At 71.0% G+C, this 20,407-nt stretch carries 21 protein-coding genes; 11 read left to right on the top strand and 10 right to left on the bottom strand.

The window, feature by feature from the left end; all coding sequences use genetic code 11:
• Window positions 1-18: 18 nt before the first annotated feature.
• From O0S08_RS47315 to O0S08_RS47295, 5 genes are all read right to left on the bottom strand, one after another.
• Window positions 19-762 (bottom strand): hypothetical protein, encoded by a 744-nt coding sequence (locus O0S08_RS47315; protein ID WP_269036151.1) that lies wholly within the window; start codon window positions 760-762, stop codon window positions 19-21.
• Window positions 749-1,288 (bottom strand): hypothetical protein, encoded by a 540-nt coding sequence (locus tag O0S08_RS47310; RefSeq protein WP_269036150.1) that lies wholly within the window; start codon window positions 1,286-1,288, stop codon window positions 749-751. The genes O0S08_RS47315 and O0S08_RS47310 overlap by 14 nt, the downstream gene beginning before the upstream one ends.
• Before the next feature lie 65 nt (window positions 1,289-1,353).
• On the bottom strand, window positions 1,354-1,899 hold the full coding sequence (locus tag O0S08_RS47305; protein WP_269036149.1) for a YfgM family protein: 546 nt from the start codon (window positions 1,897-1,899) through the stop codon (window positions 1,354-1,356).
• The gene (locus O0S08_RS47300; RefSeq protein ID WP_269036148.1) at window positions 1,896-2,441 is read right to left on the bottom strand and encodes a hypothetical protein; all 546 of its coding nucleotides are present in this window, start codon (window positions 2,439-2,441) and stop codon (window positions 1,896-1,898) included. The genes O0S08_RS47305 and O0S08_RS47300 overlap by 4 nt, the downstream gene beginning before the upstream one ends.
• A gap of 72 nt (window positions 2,442-2,513) precedes the next feature.
• Complete coding sequence (locus O0S08_RS47295; RefSeq protein WP_269036147.1) at window positions 2,514-3,113, bottom strand: RNA polymerase sigma factor; 600 nt, start codon at window positions 3,111-3,113, stop codon at window positions 2,514-2,516.
• A gap of 61 nt (window positions 3,114-3,174) precedes the next feature.
• Here O0S08_RS47295 and O0S08_RS47290 point away from each other — a divergent pair, with 61 nt between their 5' ends.
• The 3 genes from O0S08_RS47290 (at window position 3,175) to O0S08_RS47280 (ending at window position 5,945) form a co-directional block, all read left to right on the top strand.
• A complete protein-coding gene (locus O0S08_RS47290) occupies window positions 3,175-3,981 on the top strand; it encodes a pseudouridine synthase (protein ID WP_269036146.1) in 807 nt (268 codons plus the stop codon).
• Window positions 3,982-4,072: 91 nt separating this feature from the next.
• Entirely contained in the window at window positions 4,073-4,738 is a 666-nt protein-coding gene (locus O0S08_RS47285) for a 4Fe-4S single cluster domain-containing protein (protein ID WP_269036145.1), read from the top strand.
• A 91-nt stretch (window positions 4,739-4,829) separates the two neighbouring features.
• Window positions 4,830-5,945: a hypothetical protein gene (locus O0S08_RS47280; protein WP_269036144.1), complete on the top strand. Its 1,116-nt coding sequence runs from the start codon at window positions 4,830-4,832 to the stop codon at window positions 5,943-5,945.
• A gap of 14 nt (window positions 5,946-5,959) precedes the next feature.
• Here O0S08_RS47280 and O0S08_RS47275 read toward each other — a convergent pair whose 3' ends face one another.
• The 3 genes from O0S08_RS47275 to O0S08_RS47265 are packed head-to-tail and all read right to left on the bottom strand — an operon-like array spanning window position 5,960 to window position 9,296.
• Window positions 5,960-6,727: a polyamine aminopropyltransferase gene (locus O0S08_RS47275; protein WP_269036143.1), complete on the bottom strand. Its 768-nt coding sequence runs from the start codon at window positions 6,725-6,727 to the stop codon at window positions 5,960-5,962.
• Window positions 6,724-7,686, bottom strand: a complete 963-nt coding sequence (locus O0S08_RS47270) for a hypothetical protein (protein WP_269036142.1) — start codon at window positions 7,684-7,686, stop codon at window positions 6,724-6,726. The genes O0S08_RS47275 and O0S08_RS47270 overlap by 4 nt, the downstream gene beginning before the upstream one ends.
• 14 nt (window positions 7,687-7,700) lie before the next feature.
• A complete protein-coding gene (locus tag O0S08_RS47265; protein WP_269036141.1) occupies window positions 7,701-9,296 on the bottom strand; it encodes an aldehyde dehydrogenase family protein in 1,596 nt (531 codons plus the stop codon).
• 157 nt (window positions 9,297-9,453) lie between these two features.
• Here O0S08_RS47265 and O0S08_RS47260 point away from each other — a divergent pair, with 157 nt between their 5' ends.
• Both O0S08_RS47260 and O0S08_RS47255 read left to right on the top strand, forming a co-directional pair.
• On the top strand, window positions 9,454-10,533 hold the full coding sequence (locus tag O0S08_RS47260) for an MYXO-CTERM sorting domain-containing protein (RefSeq protein WP_269036140.1): 1,080 nt from the start codon (window positions 9,454-9,456) through the stop codon (window positions 10,531-10,533).
• A gap of 116 nt (window positions 10,534-10,649) precedes the next feature.
• On the top strand, window positions 10,650-12,041 hold the full coding sequence (locus tag O0S08_RS47255; protein ID WP_269036139.1) for an NHL repeat-containing protein: 1,392 nt from the start codon (window positions 10,650-10,652) through the stop codon (window positions 12,039-12,041).
• An 82-nt stretch (window positions 12,042-12,123) separates the two neighbouring features.
• Here the strand turns inward: O0S08_RS47255 and O0S08_RS47250 are convergent, their stop codons facing one another.
• Window positions 12,124-12,786 (bottom strand): DUF4920 domain-containing protein, encoded by a 663-nt coding sequence (locus O0S08_RS47250; RefSeq protein WP_269036138.1) that lies wholly within the window; start codon window positions 12,784-12,786, stop codon window positions 12,124-12,126.
• 93 nt (window positions 12,787-12,879) lie between these two features.
• Between O0S08_RS47250 and O0S08_RS47245 the strand changes: the two genes are divergently transcribed.
• Both O0S08_RS47245 and O0S08_RS47240 read left to right on the top strand, forming a co-directional pair.
• Complete coding sequence (locus tag O0S08_RS47245) at window positions 12,880-14,595, top strand: alkaline phosphatase family protein (protein WP_269036137.1); 1,716 nt, start codon at window positions 12,880-12,882, stop codon at window positions 14,593-14,595.
• A 10-nt stretch (window positions 14,596-14,605) separates the two neighbouring features.
• The gene (locus tag O0S08_RS47240) at window positions 14,606-15,736 is read left to right on the top strand and encodes an NHL repeat-containing protein (RefSeq protein ID WP_269036136.1); all 1,131 of its coding nucleotides are present in this window, start codon (window positions 14,606-14,608) and stop codon (window positions 15,734-15,736) included.
• A gap of 49 nt (window positions 15,737-15,785) precedes the next feature.
• On the opposite strand, the gene O0S08_RS47235 is transcribed toward O0S08_RS47240, so the two are convergent.
• On the bottom strand, window positions 15,786-16,574 hold the full coding sequence (locus O0S08_RS47235; RefSeq protein ID WP_269036135.1) for an energy transducer TonB: 789 nt from the start codon (window positions 16,572-16,574) through the stop codon (window positions 15,786-15,788).
• Between the two features lie 405 nt (window positions 16,575-16,979).
• Here O0S08_RS47235 and O0S08_RS47230 point away from each other — a divergent pair, with 405 nt between their 5' ends.
• From O0S08_RS47230 to O0S08_RS47215, 4 genes are all read left to right on the top strand, one after another.
• The gene (locus O0S08_RS47230) at window positions 16,980-17,111 is read left to right on the top strand and encodes a hypothetical protein (RefSeq protein ID WP_269036134.1); all 132 of its coding nucleotides are present in this window, start codon (window positions 16,980-16,982) and stop codon (window positions 17,109-17,111) included.
• Entirely contained in the window at window positions 17,108-18,307 is a 1,200-nt protein-coding gene (locus O0S08_RS47225) for a hypothetical protein (RefSeq protein WP_269036133.1), read from the top strand. The genes O0S08_RS47230 and O0S08_RS47225 overlap by 4 nt, the downstream gene beginning before the upstream one ends.
• Window positions 18,308-18,447: 140 nt before the next feature.
• Window positions 18,448-18,732 (top strand): hypothetical protein, encoded by a 285-nt coding sequence (locus tag O0S08_RS47220; RefSeq protein ID WP_269036132.1) that lies wholly within the window; start codon window positions 18,448-18,450, stop codon window positions 18,730-18,732.
• A 266-nt stretch (window positions 18,733-18,998) separates the two neighbouring features.
• A complete protein-coding gene (locus O0S08_RS47215) occupies window positions 18,999-20,303 on the top strand; it encodes a sensor histidine kinase (RefSeq protein ID WP_269036131.1) in 1,305 nt (434 codons plus the stop codon).
• Window positions 20,304-20,407: the final 104 nt, after the last annotated feature.

The following is a 20,407-nucleotide window of genomic DNA, read 5'->3' as shown; positions in this document are numbered from 1 at the left end:
ATCGTTATAGCTCGTGATTCACGGCGAGCAGCGCTGGCAGGCCTCGGCAGCCTGGCGGCAGTCGTCGTCGGCGCGCCGGCACAGGTCGCCGTAGCGCGGATCTTCGGAGTGTCGGGCGGCGAGGTCGCAGATCTTGCCCTCGAGCTCGCATGTCGCAGCGGACAGGTCGCAGATGTTCTGGCAGCGGTTCGTCGGCGCCTCGTCGTTGGCGGCGACGAAGCCCTCGGCGTCGCCCCGGGCCGGCTTGGCCTCGTACTGGACGTTCTTGTCGCGCGTGGCCGGGGTGCTCGAGGTCGTCGCGGCCTTCGGCGCCATCGGGGCGGGCGCCGGGGCCTCGCCGGCCCTCGCCGCGTCCGCAGCCCGTCCGCTGTCCTTGCGCGGGCGCTTGGCCTTCGCCGCTGCCCCCCCGCCCGCGCGCTCTTCTTCGGTCACCGTCCCGCCGCGCGGCCCGGGCGCGGGCGGAGGCGGCGGCTGGGCGAACCGGGCGTCGCCCTTCATCTCGGCCCCGAGCGCCGGCTCGCGCGCCGTCAGCAACACCCCGGCCGCCTGCAGGCGCGTCTCCTTGTCGGCGAGCAGGCGCTCGTACTCCGCGAAGCCGAGCTCGTCGTTGGTGTTGTCACGCTCGGCCTCCTCCTGCAGCTCCGCGGGCAGCGGGGCAGGGGCGTCGAGCGGGGCCGGGGTCGCGACGCGCTCGGCGTCCTGCGACGCACAGGCGGCGACCAGCGCCATCAGTGAGGCGCCTGCGAGCTCACGCGCACGCATGGCAAGCCTCCGTGGCGAACTCGCAGTCGGTGCTCGCGCGCTCGCACGCCTGCTGGTAGCGCGGCTCGTCGGCGTGACGCGGCGCGAGGTCGCAGATGTGGTCGCGCAGCTGGCAGATCGACGTCGTGATGTCGCAGACCGACTCGCAGCGGCCTGCCACGGGCGACGGGCCGGCGCGCTCGGTCGCCGGGGCCGGGGCCGCCGAGGGCTGCGGCGCCTCGGCAGCGACCTGCTGCTCCGCCGACTTCTTCTTCGTCGTCACGTCGCCGGCCGACTGCGCGTCGGCGTCGAGCTCCTCGCGCTTGGCCAGCGCCGACTCGCCGCCGCCCGCCATCGGGGGCGGGCCCGCCCCGAGCGCGCGCAGCTGGTCCTCGCGCGCGGCCAGCTGGGCCTCGAGCGCGTCGATGTCCTCCGGCGCGGCCGCCACGTCGGCCGCGGTCTCCGGGGGCGTCAGCTCGGCCGCCTTCTTGGCGCACGCGGTCAGGGCCAGCCCGGCGAGCGCGAGCGAGAGTGTTCGCAGGGACATGTTCATTGCGACAGGGCTGAAACGCAAGGTCTGAAGGAACAGGTCTGAACGGACAGGCCTGGTCATCATGGCGCGGCTCCGGCGAGCGCCTGCTGGAGCAGCGCGCGGTTCATGTCGAGGGCCTCCTCGTAGGCGAGCAGGGCGTCGCCGTCGCGGCCCTGCTTCTCGGCGATCTCGCCGCGCAGGCCGACCAGGCGGGCGGTGAACGCGTTGGTGGCGATCGACTTGTAGTCGGCGCCGAGGCCCTCGCCGACCAGCTCGGCCAGCGCGTCGGGGACCTTCGGGTCGACGTCGGGGTGGTCGAGGCGGAGCCGGAGCAGGCGGCCGTAGACGTCGTGGCGCAGCACCGCCGCGGCGTCACCGGCGACCGCGGCCTCGGGCCAGGCGATCGTGCGCATCTGCTCGAGCGCCGCGATCGCGCCGGCGAAGTCGCGCTGCTTGAGCAGCAGGTCGACCCGCCGGTGCTCGGCGTCGACGGTCTGGGCGAGGGTGACGAGGACCTCGGGCCGCGGCGCCGGCGCCAGCCGCCCGGCCTGGGCCAGGCCGGCCAGCATCACGCCTGCGCCGACGACGGCGCCGAGGAGCGTGGCGATCCACGTGGGGCGCGTCATGGCTTGTCTCCGAGTGACATGGCCAAAAGGTCATGTCGAAGGACGCCGCGGTCGTCGTCGACGCGGGCGTCGAGGTCGCGGCGCGCGTCGTGCTCGAGCTGGGCGAACTGTTGCGCGAGCAGCTGCGAGGTGCTCGGCCCGGGGGCCGCGGTGGCGGTCGCGGACTCGGCGGTCGCCACCTTCGACGCCGGCGCGGGCATGGATTCGGGCCCGCGGATCACCACCAGCACGACCGCGGCGGTGGCGACCGCGGGCACTGCGCCCCACAGCCAGCGGCGACGCCACCACGGCGTCGGCGTGAGCGCCGGGGCGAGTTCGCCCGACCACAACTTGTCGAGCTCGCCGGCCGTGAGCGCCTCGGGCGCCCTGGCGTGGCGCAGCAGGTGGACGATCGCCAGCTCGTCCTCGATCGAGCCGGCCTCACCCTCGGCCTCCTGGCCGCGCCGCAGCTCGTCCTCCCACGCCGGGTCGAGGACGCCGCGCGCGGCGGCGCGGTCGATATCGGGCTTGGGGGAAGTGGCGGACGGATCAGACCCGGTCATGCGTGCCTCCTGAAGGCGCGGTCTGTGGCTGAACGAGGGCTGCCGGACAAAGCTTACGCGAGGCCATGACAGTCATAACTCGGCGGTGACGGGCAGGCCGCGTTTTTCGCACGCGGCGCGGAAGGCTTTGCACGCGCGGAAGAGGAGCACGTCGAGCGTGCCGATCTTCACATCCAGAGTCGCGGCGCACTCCTCGCGCGGGCGATCCTCGAGCAGGCGCAGGCGCAGCACCAGGGCGTAGCGCGGGTTCAGCTCCGCCAGCACGGCCTCGATGCGGACCCGCAGGGCGTCGCGCTGCAGCTCCTCCTCGGCCGGGTTCTTCGGCTCGGCGGCCCCGGCGTTGCCGAGGTGCTCCTCGAACGCGCCGCGCAGCCGCTGCCGCCGACCCGAGGCCCGCAGCAGGTCGCGCGCCTTGTTCTTCGCCATCGTCTTCAGCCACGGGTAGACCCCCGACTCCTGCCACACGAAGTTGGGCAAGTGGCGGTACGCCGAGAGGAAGGTCTCGCGCAAGCAGTCGTTGGCGTCGTCGCGGTCGCCGAGCATCGGCACCAGCACGTACGAGAACAGGGTCGGCGCGTAGGCGCGGTAGATCCGCTCGAAGGCGCGGCGGTCCCCGGCGGCGGCCTTCTCGACCACGCTGCGTTCGTCGGGGAGCGGCTCGGGGCGACCCACGCGCCGCGAGACTATCGCGCTTTTCGTCGGTGTGGCGAGCGCGGCGAGGTAGGCTTCGGGGGTGCCGCGGCTCGACCTCCTCATCTCCCACAACCTCGGCCTGTCGCGCGGGCAGGTGACCCGGGCCGTCCGCGCCGGCCGCGTGCGGACGCCGGAGGGCGAGCCGCTGCGCGACCCGGGGCTGAAGATCGCGCCCAGCGCCCTGCCGCGGACGGTGATTTTCGACGAGGAGCCGCTGGCGCTGCGGGTCCGCTATCACCTGCTTCAGCACAAGCCCGTCGGCGTGGTCACGGCGCTGCGCGACGATCGCCACCGCACCGCCTACGAGCTCGTCCGCGAGGCGCCGCTCGGGCGCGATCTCCGGGCCGTCGGTCGCCTCGACCTCGACACCTCCGGCCTCCTGCTGTGGACCACCGAGGGCGCCCTGCTGCACCGGCTGACCCACCCGCGCTACGCCGTGCGCCGCACCTACCAGGCCGCCCTGACCGGCCCGTGGCGCGCGCCGCCGCTCGACCTCGAGCTCGACGACGGCCACCGCCCCGAGATCCTCGACCTCCGCCCGCTCGCCGAAGGCGAGGTCCACCCCGGCCTCCACGTGCCCCAAGGGACAGGTGCGCTGGCGAGCATCACGATCGCCTCCGGCAAGTTCCACGAGGTGAGGCGGATCTTCGCCGCCCTCGGCGCCGAGGTCCTCGGCCTGTGCCGCGTCTCGTTCGGCCCGCTCGAGCTCCCGCGCGACCTGCCTTCCGGCGAGCACCGCGAGATCGACCTGCACGCCCTGTTCGCCGGCACCCTGCACCCGGCGCCGCTCGCCCCGGGCGAGCCCGATGAAGCGGCACCTCTCGAGCCGCTCCTCGAGGACGAGTGAGATGACCGAAGGTGGATCCGGGGCGCGGAGTGACATGTCCGGAGGGACAGGCACGAGCGCCCTCCCGAGCCGCTCCTCGAGGACGAGTGAGATGACCGAAGGCGCATCCGGGGCGCGGAGCGACATGTCCGGAGGGACAGGCACGAGCGTCCCTTCCGCGGAGCTCCGGCTCCGCGTCGCCGCCCGGGTCGCGTGCACCGAGGCCGAGGGCCCGGGGCGGCGGTTCGCGGTGTGGGTGCAGGGCTGCGGCCTGCGCTGCCCGGGCTGTTGCAACCCCGAGTTCTTCGCCCGCGAGGGCGGCGAGTCGATCACAGTGGCGACGCTGGCGGACGAGCTCCGCCTCGCGCGCGACCTCCACGCCCTCGACGGCCTCACCGTGCTGGGCGGCGAACCGAGCGAGCAGCCCGCCGCCGTCGCCGCCCTGTGTCGGGCAGCGCGCGCGCTCTGCCTCGGCACCATCGTGTTCACCGGTCGCACCCACGCCGAGCTGCAGGCCCTGCCCGAGGCGCGCGCGCTGCTCGAGGCCGCCGACACCCTCGTCGACGGCCGCTTCGACGCCCGGCTCCGCGAGCCCGCCGACGGCCGCCGGTGGATCGGCTCGAGCAACCAGCAGATCGTCCACCTCACCTCGCGCCACGCCGACCCGGCGCTGTGGCGCGGCCGCGATCACGTCGAGCTGCAGATCGACGGCGCCGGCCGCCTCACCGCCCACGGCGCGCCCGACCTGCTGCGGCGCGTCCTCAAGAGCATGTCCTGAGGGTCATGTCACAGCTCCTGGAGCCGGACGGGTCGTGTCGGCGGCGCCCCGATGGCTCGCGTCGCCGGTCGGCTTCGCATAGGATAAAACCATGCGTTTGTTGGTTTGTTGGATCCTCGCCATGGGTGCCGCGGGCTGTGCTGGTGATGACGACGCGCTGCCGCCCGTCCTGGCGAGCAGCAAGTACATCGACTACCACATCGACACCGACGCGACGGTGAGCTTGCAGTGCCCCGAGAGTCTGCTGGCGCGCGAGGACCGGTTCATCGAGCGGACGGCGGCGACGCTCGGGGTGGAGGTCCCCGAGGGGCGGATCCACTTCATCTGGAGGCCGGGCGCCAGCAAGTCCTGCGACTCGTCCCTCGCTTGCTACCGTTACCGAGAGAGCGAGGGGGACGGGTTGATCTTGTCGAGCCTCCGCCGTGAGCGCCACGAGCTCGTGCACGCCATCGAGAGCCCGGCGCTCGGCGCCGATGGTTCGCGGACCCTGAGCGAGGGCATCGCGGATTACCTCGGCTCTTACAGGTGGACCGAGGCGGGGCAGACGGACTTCCCCGCAGCCTTCAAGGCGGCGCTCTCCGACGGCGACGAAGTCGACTATGAGCGAGCGATGCACTTCGTGGGCTCGATCTTCACCAGGTACGGCGCCGAGAAGTACCGGGAGCTGCGAGCGACGGTGCCGGGCGACGCCGGGCCGGAGGAGTTCGCCGCCGCGTTCGAGTCGATCTACGGCCTCCCTCTGGACGACGCTCTCGCGGAGATGACGGAAGGGGTGCAGGCCGTCGAACAACCGGACGGGTGCGCCGAGGGCGAGGCCTCCGAACTGCTCTGGGATCGAGACGGGCTCATCGACACGACCCTCGAGCTGACCTGCGGGGACCCGTCGCTCTACTTCTTTGGCACCTACGACGACACGCGCCCGGACGGGCATCAGATGCACGCCCGGTTCGTCGTCCAGATCGCCGAACCGGGTTACTACGACCTCACTGTGCGCGGTACGGCCGATCAGCCGGGGTCAGTCCACGGGTCGCTCCGACGCTGCGCTCCCGGCCTCTCTACCGGTGGAGTCGGCTCGCTCGACGGACGCATCGGCCACGGCTTGCTGAATGCGGGCAAGTACGCGCTGCAGCTCAGCTTCCCGGGCGCGCCCGAGGCCCGAGCGGCGGCGATGGTCCGCGTCGAGTACATGGGTCCTCCGCCGCCCTGAGGATCACCGCGCAGTCACAGCGACATCGACGCAGTGCCCCAGCCCCACAGCTTCTTGATCTTCGGGCACCGCCGGCGGAGCTCCTGCATCGCCGCCTCGTTGCCGCCGTAGTTCGGAAAGATGTCGACCAGGCCTACGTCGGCCGCCAGCGTCGGCAGGACCTCGAACGCGTCGCCCACGATCACAGTCAGGCGCTTCTTCACGTGCGGGCGGATCTTCGGCAGATAGAAGTCGACCAGCTCCTGGCTGAGCTCGACCAGCACCACTTCCTTGACCTGCAGCCGGCGCGACACCTCGATCAATTGATGCCCGAGCCCCAGCCCCGCGATCACCACCCGGCCCTTGGCGAGGCGCGTGCCCTCGCGCAGCGTCATCAGCTCGGCTGGCGTCAGCGACATCCACGGCGACTCGTTCCACACCCCGGGTTCGCCGTCGCGGCACTGGAAGATCGCCGGGATCGGCACATCGCTGTCGAAGATCACCGAGCCCGTCTGCGGGCCCCACCACGTCAGCAGCCGGCGGCCGGCGCGGTGCAGTCGGATGCAGTAGCGGAACAGCTTGTTCGGCGAGTCGGCGTGCTCGGCCGGGCTCAGCTCGGACACCGGCGCGTCGCTCGGCGCCAGCTCGGGGAAGGCGATGAACGGCCGGTACGACGCGCCGACGATGTTGAGCTCGGGCGCCCACTTCATCGCCGAGTCCCACGGCACGCAGCTGCGCATGCGTCGCTGGTACTCCTCGAAGATCTCCAGCTTCTGGGCCGGCGTCAGCTCGATCTTGGTCATGCCGCGCCCATGGTATCAGCGCGCAGCCAGCGGCACGCCGCCGCCGCGGCCGGGACGTAGAGGAGCACGAGGAGCTCGCCGTAGACGCGCGGCTCGTAGATGTTGGCGACCAGCATGAGGCCGGCGAACCAGGCCAGGGCGACCAGGGCGAGGCGCCGGTGGTCCGCCGAGATCTTCTTCCAGAGCAGCAGCCACGCCAGCGGCAGCAGCGCGAAGTACATCGGCAGCCACAACCAGTGCACCGGTTCCGCCAGCCACTCGAGGTTGTGCAACCAGCGCGGCGCGTTCTTTCCGATGGCGAAGTGCAGCGCCGGCCCCGGGTTGTCCGGCAGCGCGAGCGCGACCGCCAGGCGCGCCGCGACGAACGCCGCGGTCATCGCCAGCGCCGGCCGGATCATCTCGCGGATGTCCCGCAGGACATGTCCTGAGGACCCGACGTGCAGCGCCAGCGCGGCCGCCGGGATCAGCGCCGCGCTCTCGCGGTTGGTCGCCGCGACGAAGCACAGCGCAGTCGCGGCCGCGAACCTGCGGCCCGCGACCAGCGCCAGGCCGGCGGCCGTGAACGCCATCGCCGGCGTGTCCCACGGGTAGAACACCGCCCACTTGTGCTTGAGCAGGAACGGGAACGCCAGCAGCGCGAAGAAACATGTCGCGAAGAACATGTCCCAACGAGCACCCACGAGCGGGCGCAGCGCCGCGCGCAGCGCGAGCCACAGCCCGATCGCGGCGGCGGCCTCGAGCGCGCCCCACACCAGCGCGAGCGGCCAGTCGGTGGCGGCGCGCAGCGGCCAGGCGACGAGCGACATCAGCGGGCGGTGGCCGAACGGCAGCGGCGCGGTGAAGTCGGCGATCTGGGCCCACGTGGCGCCCTTGTACTCGCCGTTCATCTGCAGGCGGAGGGCGGCCCAGCCGGCCGCCAGGAGGACCAGGGCCCCGCCGCGACATGCCCTTCCGAGCATGTCCCCGGAGACAGCTACTTCCCGGTCGTCGCGCGCTTCCACAGCGCCTTGCCCATGTCGACGAGCCCGCGCGCGCGGCCGGCCAGGCTCGTGCTGTAGAGGATGTGGAGGATCGCCTTGCCCTGCTCGTAGTTGCCGGGGCGGACCGGGTACATCTCGACCGCGGCGTGGATCGGCAGGCGGTCGGTGATCACCGCCTTGACGTTGGACAGCCCGCGCAGGCCCTCGGGGCCGTTGAGGCGGCCGAAGCCGGAGCCGCGCACGCCGCCGAACGGCAGCTCGTGGGCCATGTAGTGCATGGCGAAGTCGTTGATCACCGTCGAGCCGGCGACGATCCGGCGGGCGATCCGCTCGGCGCGGGCGCGGTCGCGCGAGAACACCGACGACGACAGCCCGTAGGCCGAGTCGTTGGCCAGGCGGATCGCCTCCTCCTCCGAGCGCACGCGCATGATCGCGATCACCGGGCCGAAGGTCTCATCGCGCATGATCTTCATGTCGTGGTCGACGTCGACCAGCACCGTCGGCTCGAAGTACTGCCCGCCGGCGCCGCGCTTGCCGCCGGCGAGGATCCGCGCGCCGCGGTGGACCGCGTCGGCGACCAGGCGCTCGACGATGTCGACCTGCCCCGGCATCGTCATCGCCCCGACGTCGACCGTGCCGCCGCCGAGCGGCGGGCCCTGGCGCAGGTTGGCGACGATGCGGGCGATCGCGGCGACGAACTCGTCGTAGACCGCGTCGAACACGTAGATCCGCTCGGCCGCCATGCACAGCTGGCCGGCCGATGTCAGCGTGCCGATCAGCGCGTTGTGGACCGCCTGGTGCACGTCGGCGTCATCGCACACGATCATCGGGTCCTTGCCGCCGAGCTCGAGGATCACCGGCGTCAGCGTCTCGGCCGCGGTCTGCAGCACGCGCTTGCCGTTGGCCATCGAGCCGGTGAAGATCACCTTGTCGACGCCCGCGCCGACCAGCGCCGCGCCGGTCTCGGCGTAGCCGGTGATCAGCTGCACGAGGTCGGTCGAGTGGCCCTCCGCGCGCAGCGCCTCGTCGAAGATCTGCTGGATCCGCGGCGCCGACCAGGAGGTCCATTCGGACACCTTGATCATCGCCGCGTTGCCGGCCATCAGCGCCGGGATCGCCGGCGCGAGCACGTTCTGCAGCGGGAAGTTCCACGGGCAGATCGCCGCGATCACCCCCAGCGGGTGGTATTCGATGCGGGCCGACTTGTGCATGAGCACGCCGGACGAGACCTTCTGCGGCCGCAGCGCCTGCTCGGCGTGGGCCAGGTTCCAGCGCAGCATCTCGCAGATCGGCCACATCTCGACGGTGGCGTTCTCGAGCGTCTTGCCGCTGTCGCGGCTGATGAGGCGGCACAGCTCGTCGGTGTGGTCGAGCAGGTGCTGGAGGATCCGGCGCACCACGCGGCGGCGCTGGGCGAAGCTCGTCTTCGCCCACGCGACCTGCGCAGCCCGGGCGCGCTCGAGGCGGGCGTGGACCTCGGCGCGATCCATGACCGGCACTTCGCCGAGCGACTCCCCGGTGGCCGGGTCGGAGCAGGGGATCGTCGGGCGAGCGGCTGCGAGGCTCTTCGGCGAGGCGGCGTGGTCCATAGGCGCGGGGACCCTACCGCAAACCGCCGCCCGCCCGCGCGTGATCCGCCCCACTCTGGCCGGTCGTGGTCCGCCCCATGCTGGCCCGCCGGCCGGCATGACACTTTGGCAGCCGGTAGCACTTGAGCGCGTCATCGTGTCCGACTAGCTTCAAGGTATGCGGGTCGCGTCCACGCTCCTCGGCCTCTCGTTGCTCGCCGCGTGTACCAGCGAGTTCACTTTCTCGGATTCGGTCAACAGCCGGCTGTACGAGTTCAAGCCGCGGGCCGAGTACGGCGACGAGCTCAGCACTCCGTACGTGCTCGGCGCCCAGTTCGAGGTGTTCGTCGAGGACAACGACCAGGAGACCGACTTCGTCGGCTGGAAGGTCGAGAGCATGGACCCCAAGGTCCTGCACCTGCGCGCCGAGCCGTACAAGATGAGCCCGCACATCCTCGTCGTCGAGGTCGACGCCATCGGCGAGGGCGTCACTGAGCTGCTGCTCAAGGACACCTCGGGCGCGATCCGTGGCAGCGCCGCCGTCGAGGTCAAGCGGCCCACTCGCGCCAAGTTGTTCGCCGCGCCGATCTACGCCCTCGACAACCCCGACTTCCGCGGCGAGACCCCGCACCCGCGGATCCTCGTCGGCGGCACCGCGACCTTCGCCGTGGAGTACTTGCACGAAGACATCCGCCTGCAGGGCTCGACCGACATCCAGGTGTCCAGCAGCGCGGCGATCGACGCCACGATCCGTCACTCCGAGCTGGTCGACAACCGCAACTGGTTGCAGGTGAGCGTCGCCGGCCAGGGCCGGCACAGCGCCGAGCTGTGGCTCGGCGACAACCTCGTCGAGGAGGTCGACATCTACGGCGTGCCGAGCAGCATGATCGCCGGCGTCGAGCTCATCGACGGCGACGCCACCACTCCCGACGAGCTCGCCGGCGAGTGGCTCCTCGTCGCGCAGGCGGTCGCCGAGGACAAGCAGCCGATCTACGGCGTCGACTTCGAGTGGGCGCTGCCCGACCGCGGCTTCACCGAGCCGGGCGACGTGTTCATCTACGAGCACGACCCCGACCAGGAATTCCGCAAGGTCAGCGCGCGCGCCTACGGCGTCGAGTCGGCGATCTCCGTGCGCGTCGCGGCCGGTGAGCCGGCCTCGTCGAACGACACCTCGCTCACCTGCAGCGTCACCGGCGGCCCGCCGCCCTGGGCTCTCGGTCTCTTGCTGCTCGGCCTGCGTCGCCGCCGTCGCGGCTGAGCGAGTTTTCGCGCTCGGCGAGCTCCGGATCACCCCCTCCGGACCAAGAGGGGATCTCCGCTTCCGCTGACGAGAATTCCCCCTGCTGTGCTAGCGTGCGGCATCGGGGAGTTCTCATGAGAAACGAGCTTAAGTCCTTAATCGCCGCATCGGTGGTGTTCGCCTGCGGGGACAACGGCGGGCGCGACGACGGCGGTGCGACGGCCACATTGACGCCGCCGACCTCGAGCCCGACGTCGACGATCACCGCGACCGAGCCAGGGACCGCGTCGGAGACGGCCAGCGAGACGCCCACCATGGGCACCGGCAGTGACAGCAACGCCACGACCCAGAGTCCCACCGATCCGACCGAGGGTATCACCGGAACCTCGGTCAGCAGCGACAGCGGACCGAAGTTCGACCTCGGCATCACCCCCGACGGCGGCATGGCCTGCAGCGGCGGCGGCGGCGGCGGGGAACCGGACTTCTCCTACATCTGGATCGCCAACAGCGGCGAAGGCTCGATGAGCAAGATCAACACGGTGAACCTGGTCGAGGAGGGGCGCTACATCGTGCGTCCGGACTCGGCGGGCAACCCGTCGCGCACCTCGGTCAACCTCTCGGGCGACGTCGTGATCGCCAACCGCAACGGCGGCCTGACGAAGGTGTACGCGCAGGCCGACCGCTGCGCCGACACCAACGGGATGCCGGGGATCCAGACGGCCGTCAACGGCACGTCGTTGCCGTGGGGCGTCGAGGAGTGCGTCGCCTGGTACACGCCGATGAGCTACATCAGCCAGCGCCCGGTCGCGTGGACGCAGGGCAACTTCAACAAGGCGACGTGCCAGTGGGAGAACCAGAAGATCTGGACCTCCGGCAACAACGACGACTTCGTCAACGCCGACAACCAGCTCGACGTCCTGCTCGTCAACGGTGACACCGGCGCGATCGAGGCGACCGTCAACGTGGTCGGCGTGAACCCCGACTACTACGGGATCTACGGCGCCGCGGTCGACGGCAACGGCAACTTCTGGGGCTCGCAGCTCGGCATCGGCCAGCTGGTCTTCATCGACCGGCTGAGCCTGCAGTACAAGATGTGGCCGATGGCCATGTCCGGCTACGGCATGACCGTCGACTCCAAGGGCTACGTGTGGACCTGCAGCGGCAGCGGCGCGGCCCGCTTCGACCCGATGACCGAGACCTGGCAGACAGTGCAGGTCTCCGGCGGCGGCGGCTGCATGGAGGACGGCGCCGGCACCCTCTACATGTCGGGCAACCCCAACGTCATCATCGCCGTCGACACCGAGACGATGGTCCAGAAGGACGTCCTGAACGTCCCCAGCTACGTCCACGGCATCAGCATCGACTTCTACGGCTACGTCTGGGGCGTGACGCTGTCGGAGCCGTACGCCTACCGCGTCCACCCGATCATGAAGACGGTCGACACCTTCACCGGCTTGACCGCCCCCTACACCTACAGCGACATGACCGGCTTCGCCCTCAGCAACGCCGGCACCCCGTCGGGCTAGCGACGAAGGGCCATGTCCTTTCGGACATGGCCCTTCAGTCATGAGCGCTGCGACATGTCCTGAAGACCAGGACGCCGCCGGCTCAGCTGTTCTGGATCTTCACGCCCGAGGCGGTGAGCACGTACTCGGTGCGCTCGCCGGAGGCGGAGGCCGGGTCCTTGCCGGCGTCCTTTTCGAGGTGCTTGACCTGGGCCTCGGTGAAGGTGCGGGCCTCGAGGGTGCCCTCGACGACCACGGGCTTGCCCTTGGTGTCCATCGGCACGGTGAAGCCGTGGTCCTTCATGAGGATCCGGGCCTCCTGGTCGCCGTCCTTCACGACCATCCAGCAGCCCTTCTTCTGGCACACGCTGTCGACGGTGCCGCTGACCTGGACGGCGTCCTTGGGCAGGGCGTCCTTGCCGGCGGCGAGGAGCGGGCCGAGCGGCTTGGTATCCTTGAGGGCGAAGGCGGCGCCGAAGTGGCCGGGCTCGCCGGAGTTCGGGGTGCCCTCGGCGCCGCCGTGCGGGCAATCGGCCTCGTCGCCTTCCTTCTTGTGCGCGTCGGCGTAGATGCAGCCCTCTTCGCCCTCGTGCTTCTCGGCAGCGGCGACCTTCTCTTCGGGCTTCGCGGGCTCGGCGGCCTTCGCAGGCTCGGCGACCTTGGCCGGCTCGGCGGCGGGCTGGGCGGCGGGGGCAGCAGCGCCGCCCTGGCAGGCGACGACGGAGCATCCGAGGAGCGAGGCGAGGATCGCGTGGCGCACGTGCATGGCGCGGAGTGTGAAAGGGCTGCCTGGGGCTGTCAATCGGTGCCTGCCTCACACCTGGACCGTGGCCGCGAACGGGCGTAGATCTGCCGCCGCATGCCCGCAGCGAAACTCCCGGCGCTCTCGTGGACCCTCGCCCTCGGCCTGCTCGCGGCGTGCACGCGCGAGTCCGGCGGCCAGTCGACGGTCTACACGCCCGAGGTCCCCGAGGCCGCGACGCGGCCTCGCCTGGTGGTCCTGCTGGTCGTCGACCAGATGCGCGCCGATTACCTGTCGCGCTACGCCGACCTCTATACCGGCGGCCTGGCCCGCTTGCGCCAGCAGGGCGCGCTGTTCGAAGAGGCCCACATCCAGCACGCGCTGACCTTCACCGCCCCCGGCCACGCCAGCGCGGCGACCGCGAGCCACCCAAGCCACCACGGCATCATCGAGAACGAGTGGTACGACCGCGCCGCGCGCAGGAAGGCCTACGCGGCCGACGACAAGGAGGCGCGCATCGTCACTTCGGGCCAGCGCGCGGGCTCGCCCGACGGCCGCTCACCCGAGCAGCTGATGCGCCCGGCGATCGGCGACTGGCTCAAGGAACAGGTCCCAAAGGCCAGGGTGTTCTCGGTCGCCTTCAAGGACCGCGCGAGCGTGATGATGGGCGGCCAGCACCCCGACCGCGCCTACTGGTTCGACGCCGCCGCGGCCGGCTACGTGTCGTCGAGCTGGTACGGCGAGTCGCTGCCGGCGTGGGTGGCCGACTTCAACAGCGAGACCAACGTGTTCCGCCGCTTCGCCGAGGGCTGGCAGCGCCTGCGCGACGCCGACGTGTACGCGCGCTCGGGCGCCGACAAGGCCGAGTTCGAGTCCGACCGCGAGCACACCGAGCTGCCGCACGGGTTCGACGACGGCACCCCGCAGGCGCGCGACAACTTCCTCAAGGAGCTGCAGTGGACCCCGTTCGGCGACGAGCTGACGCTGGCGTTCGCCCAGCGCATGCTGAAAGAGGAGCAGCTCGGCGCCGACGCCGACCCCGACATCCTGCTCGTCAGCTGCTCGAGCGCCGACTACGTCGGCCATCGCTACGGGCCGATGAGCCACGAGGCCCAGGACTACTACATGCGCCTCGACGGCTACCTCGACGTGTTCCTGCGCGAGCTCGACGCCCAGGTCGGCGCCGGCAACTACGTCCTCGCCCTCACCGCCGACCACGGCGCGATCCCGATCCCCGAGTGGCTCGTGCAGTCGGGCCAGCAGAAGGACGCGCGCCGCGTGGTCATGGCCGACTACAAGGTGCAGGTCACGCGCCAGGTCGGCGTGGCGACGAAGGCGCTGAACCTGCCGCCGGAGATCTTGCTCGACATCGGCGAGACCGGGGTGTGGCTCGACGTCGCCGCCGCGGAGGCCAAGGGCGTCAAGGCCGATCAGCTGCGCGCGGCCGTCGGCAAGGAGCTGGCGAAGCTCGACTTCGTCGCCGAGGTGTTCACCGCCGACGTGCTGTCGGGCACCGCCCCCGACACCGGCGCGTCCGAGTTCCTCGAACGCTACCGCCGCAGCTTCTTCCCCGCGCGCAGCCCCGACGTGATCATGCGCTTCAAGGAGTGGACGCTGGCCGCGACCTTCCCGACGGGCACCAGCCACGGCTCGCCGTACCGCTACGACACGCACGTGCCGGTGCTGTTCTTCGGCGCGCAGGTGGCGGCGAAGACGCTCGCAGAGCCGGTCGGGACCGTCGACGTCGCGCCGACTCTGGCCGAGTTCGTCGGCATCAAGCCGCCGGCGCAGGTCGACGGCCGCAGCCTGGCGAGCCTGGTCACGACGCGATAGCGTGCGGCCCATGGCCTCGCGCGCACCTACCCTTGCGACCTTCCTGACCTTCGCGTCGCTCGTCCCCGCCTGCGGGGACGACGGCGGCCAGACCACGGCCGACACGTCCTCGACGTCGGACGCGACCACCACGGACGCGACGTCGACGACCGACACGACCTCGACGTCCGGGCCGACCACCAGCACCTCGGAGACCACCACCGGCGACCCGCCGACGACGTCGCTCACCACCACCGAGGTGGACACTTCGACGTCGACCACCGACCCGGAGACCTCGACGACGACGACCGGCACCACCGGCGACGACCTCGACTGCGTGACGATCGAGCCCGGGCCGTTCACGCCCGAGCTGGTCGGCGAGGGCTACGACGGCAGCGAGGACCTCGGCTTCGACGGCATGGGCGGGCTCGCGCTCAAGCGCGACGAAACCGTGGTGATCGTCACCGCCGAGATGCTGGAGACGGACCTCGCCGGCGGCTTCCCGCAGGTCTACGGCACCCGCTTCGCGACCAGCGGCGACTTGCTGATCGCGCTGCCGCAGTCGGGAGATCTGCAGGCCATCACCACGGACGGCACGGTCAGCGATCTCGCCGGCAACCTCGTCAGCCCGAACGGCCTCTACGTCGACCCTGCCGGCCGCGTGTGGCTCACCGAGTTCGGCGGTAGCCGGGTGGTCCGCTTCGACGCCCAGTTTAATAAAGTCACCGTCTACGAGGGCCCGATGGCCTCGAGCGCCAACGGCGTGGTGCTCGACGACGCGCGCAACCTGCTGTTCTTCACCAACTACGGGGCCGGCAGGGTGCTCAAGCTGGCGGTCGACGACCTCGGCGAGGCGATCGGCGAGCCTTCCGAGGTCCTCTCGGTCGGTGGCGCCGCGCTCGACGGCCTGGTGCTCGACCAGTGCGGCAACATCTACGCCGTCGACCAGGGCAACAGCCGGCTCTACCGCGGGATCCTCGACGGCGAGGCCGAGCTCGTCGGCCAGCCCGAGCTGCTCGCCGAGTTCGACAGCAACGTCGCCAACGCGCAGTTCGGCCGGGGCGTCGGCTGGGACCCCGAGAGCCTGTACCTCTCCGGCAACCCCGGCGACCTCTACCGCCTCCCGGTCGGGATCGCCGGCGCCCCGATCGGCCTGCCCTGAAGGGCATGGTTTAAAGGGCATGCCCTACGGGGCATGTTCTTTAAAACAGCTATTTAAAGGTGATGCGGAAGACCTGCGAGGTGCAGGTCCTGACCGCCTTGCCCTCGACCATGAAGGGGCGGAACCGCCAGGTCTTGATGGTCGAGCGGATCACCTCGTCGACGGCCGGGTCGCCGGGGAACGCCTTCACCGTGCGCACCTCGGTGGTGCGGCCGGTGGCGTCGACGCAGAAGGCGGTCTCGTTCTCGCCCGGGCGCTTGTCGAACATGCCGGCGCGGGTGGCCGCGAGCCGCTGCTGGTCGGGGTTCGGGGCGTAGACCGCCTGCGCGTGCACGACCGAGAGCGGCACCGGGGCCCGCTGCTCGCTCTTCGGCTGGCGCGGGGCGGCGAGCGTGTGGCTGTTGAACCCGGGCGGCAGGCGATTGACGCCGGGGATCCCGTTGGCCACGCCGGGCACGCCGATCGGTGCGGTGCCGGTGGCCGTCGGCGCGCCGTTGCCCACCGGACCCGGGCGCGGCTTGGGCGGCGGCAACAGCTCGGTGAAGTCCTCGGGCGGCTCGTCGTCCTGCTTCGGCTCCTCCGGGATCTGCTTGTCCTCCGGCTCGGTGCGCGCGGGCGCGGGCGGCAGCGGAGGCGGCGGCAGCGGGGTGTCGAGCGACATCTGTACCAGCACGAAGTTGGCGTTCGGCGGCGAGACCTGAGCGATCTGCAGCTTGCCCATGAGCCAGGTGAAGCCGAGCGCCCCGACGGTGGACAGCGCCGCGAGATGGGCCGCTACCACCAAGCGCAGACGACGACGGTGGTCCGGGACGTGCTGGTGCAGATAGTGCTCGAACATAATCTCACGTTAACGGCACCTGACCTCCCGCGGACCGGACCGACTTCGGAACAGGAGCTGATCGGCTCGATCGCCACCGAACGCATCGAACACGCCGCGCTGAGTCGCGCTCGCGAGCACGGGCTCGACGTGATGGGGAGGTGCCGCAGGTTTTGAATGGCTCGCGCGGACGTGCGAGCGGGCGGATCGCCGAATACCCTCTCGTTGCGACGCGCAGCAGCAGGACGCCGAGCAACTGGAGGCGGCGGTTCAGGCCGGCGAGGCCTCGGTCGACGCTATGACGCGAGAACCAATCGACCGCGACCTCGTCGAGCGCTGTGCCGAGCGATCGCAGCGTCCACTTCCGCGTGTGACCGAGGGTCTGCCGCACTGGCTGCGCGAGCACATTCTCGGAGCGTCGGATCAATGCGCGCCCCTGTCCGCGCCGAGGAGAGGATCTTCTACGCCTGCCGGGAGCGCGAGCTGCCGGGGCTGTTCGATCGTGTCGTCGCGGCGCCTGACGTCGCGCTGCTCGTTGTGGCATCCTGCGAGTCGTGAGCGTGGGCAGCATCCTCGTGCGAGTGGCTCGGGGCATCTACTTCGGGTTCTCGTACCTGACGCTCGCGTTCATCGGCGTGGTCCTGCTCGTCGCGCCGTGGTGGGCGCTGCGGGGGATCCCCGCGATGGCGGTGTTGTTCGCGGCGCTCGGGCTGTGGTTCGACACCGGGGCGTTGGTCGAGATGCTGGCGCGAGCGCCGGCCGCGGTGCGCCGGGTGCTCGTGGGACTGGCGGTCGCCTCGCACCTCGTCGTCGGTGGTTGGGCGGTCGTCGAGTGGTGGCGGCCGATCGATCCGGCGTGGACGCTGCTGGCGGGCAGCGAGGAGTGGAACGATCCCCTGGTCGTCTTCTCGGCGGTCGACGGCTTCGTCGTGCACAGCGGCGGCGGTCGCGTGTGGGCTCGCACCGGGGATGATTGGCGTGACCTCGGCGAGCCGCCCGGCGGGCGCGCCTGGCAATTTCACACCGCGCCCGACGGGGCGCTGTGGACGGCGCCTGCGGGCACGGCGCGGCTCGACCGGCGCGACCCGATCACCGGGCAGTGGCGCTCGGTCGGCCGGCCGGCCGGTGAGTTGAACGCGCTGGCCGTCGGCGCCGACGAGGTCCTGGCGACCGTGGGCGGCGCGCTGCACCGTCTCGACATGTCGAAAAAGACATGGTCGAAAGTGCAGCTCGAAGGGCGGGTCGACGAGGCGGCTGTCGGCGGGGCGACCGCAGTGGTGCTCGGGCGCTCGTGGTGGTCACGCGAGGGCTCGGGGGAGTGGATCCAGCGCACGCCGTCGGCGCTGGACGGGTGGTACTACCCGGCCGTCGGCGGCGGCGGGTGGCGCTACGCGTGGCACAGCGGCATGTGGTCGAGCGATCTCCGGGTCGCACCGCCCGGACGTTCGTTCGAGTCGAGGACGCCGCCGGCGCCGGACTTGCGGGTGGTGCTACCCGATCCGGACGACGGGGCGCGGGTGATCGCCGGGTCCTGGGGACAGGGCGTTTGGGGCAGCGAGGACGGCGGCGCGACGTGGTCGGCGCTGGGGCTGGAGCGGGTCCAGGTGCGTAGTCTGGCCGTCGATTGGCGCCGTGGTGTCGTCTGCGCCGCCTCTGCGAACACGATCTGGGACCGCGGAGTGTTCTGCCGCGAACTCCCACACGGACAACCGTCCGGCGGTTCGGAGCCGCAGGCGCCGACGGGAAGTCCCTGACGGTCCGGGCGCCGAGCCCGACTTTTGCGATCTGGGATACAGAGATTTCCCATCCTCGACTTGCATCGATGGATGGATCGCGCCTTCCGGCCCATAGTACTCTGACGTCCCCCCTGGCGGAACACCTGGAGTTCGGTGTCGTGATCGCTAACAGTCCTCGACGGTACACGCATCTGGTCAACCTCATCGCGCAGCGCAGCAGTGCTTTGTTGACGCGCGACGCGAACGGCTCGAACGATTACATGACGTGGGTGCGCTCGCTCGAGCAGACCTTCGGCGTCAGCATCGAGGTGCAGACGGTGATGGACCCCGAGGGTCGACCGTCGGCGATCGGCGGGACGATCTGCGAGAACGAGCGCCCTGACTGTCGCCTCATCTTCAAGGTCGACGGCGAAGAGACCCGCTGCGCGCTCCGCTACACGTAGCGTTCGGCCGAGGTCGTTTTTCGCATGGCGCATGGGCCATGTGACGCCGTGACGTTGGGTTGGATCGGCGTGAACGTGCATGGCGAGCACGAGCCGCAGAGCTCGCACGGGGGCGGATCTGCGCGATCGCGGGGCTGGCCCGGCGGGCCCGACCGGGCGCTCCTGTCGAACAGTTGATACGCCCGCGCCGATGGTCTAGGCTGCCATTCTAGCTACAGGACGCGCTCCGAGCCGCGAGGCGCGTCGTCTTCCTAGCCCTTCGAGTCATGATCCGGAAGTCGCCCACGCCGCTCGCGTTGCCCGAGATCGTCCGGATCGTCGGTGCCGACGCGGCCTACCTGTACTTCTACTCGGAGAGCACCGAGCGGCTGCACCTCAAGTCGGCGCGTGACGCCGAGGGCAAGGAGGCCGACCTGGCGCTGGCGAGCGCGGCCGTGCTCGAGCGGGTGCGGCTCAGCCGCGAGCCGTTTGCAGTGTCGGGCGACGCCGCGGGCGCCCAGCAGCTCGACGGCAGCCCGCTGCCGCCGCGGCACATGCTGGCCGCGCCGCTGCTCCTCGGTCACCGCTTCTTCGGCGTCATCTACCTCGACCGGCCGCTCACCCGCGGGCCGTTCACGCAGGACGACGTCGACATCCTGCTGGCGATCGCCGACCACCTGGCGCTCGCGCTCGAGACGGCCCACACCGAGCGGCTCGAGCTCGAGCGCAACACGCTCGAGCGCCGCGCCCGTCGCCTGGCCCGCTCGAACGAGGAGGCGCTCGACGCCTCGCGGGCCAAGAGCGCCTTCATCGCCCACATGAGCCACGAGCTGCGCACCCCGCTGACGGCCATCATCGGCTACAGCGAGCTGCTCGAGGACGAATTCAACGATGTCATCCAGGCGGGGAGCTTCATCCCCGACATGCAGAAGATCCAGGCGGCCGCCAAACACCTGCTGTCGCTGATCAACAACATGCTCGATCTGTCGAAGATCGAGGCCGGCAAGATGGAGCTCTTCCTCGAGGAGTTCGAGCTCGGCGAGGTCATCGACGAGGTGTCGATGACCGCCCGGCCGCTCATCGAGAAGAACCGCAACACCTTCGCGTCCCGCTGCGAGGACGCCCTCGGCCCGGTCCGCCTCGACCGCGTCAAGGTCCGCCAGGTCCTGCTCAACCTGCTCAGCAACGCCGCCAAGTTCACCAGCAGCGGCGAGGTCGCCCTGGCCGCCCAACGCACCGCCGATCAGCTCGTCTTTACCGTGTCGGACTCCGGCATCGGCATGTCGCCGAGCCAGATCAAGCGCATCTTCCAGGAGTTCGCCCAGGGCAGCGCCGCGACCACCCGCCGCTACGGCGGCACCGGCCTCGGCCTCGCCATCAGCCGCAACTTCTGCCACCTGATGCGCGGCGACATCGAGGTCGAGAGCGCGCTCGGCCGCGGCACGACCTTCACCGTGCGTCTCCCGATCCGCCTCGACGAGGCAGACCTCGAGCCGCCCGGCGAGGTCGAGGCCGCCACCAGCATGGACGGCGAAGAGGAGTCCATCGAGGAGAGCTCCGCCCGTTCGGGGGTCTACCCCTGGACGGTGTGAACGCCTCGCCGCCCGCGGACGCCGCCTCGTCTTTGTGCGCCACGGCGGACGGTCGCGGCCGGCGTCCGTAGCCGAAGATGACGGCGAAGGGGTCGGTGGCTGGG

Origin of the sequence: Nannocystis punicea (genome assembly GCF_026965555.1) — a bacterium.
Classification (GTDB): Bacteria; Myxococcota_A; Polyangia; order Nannocystales; family Nannocystaceae; genus Nannocystis; species Nannocystis punicea.
Note: the sequence above shows the minus strand (reverse complement) of the source record. Positions and strands in the feature narration are given on the sequence as shown.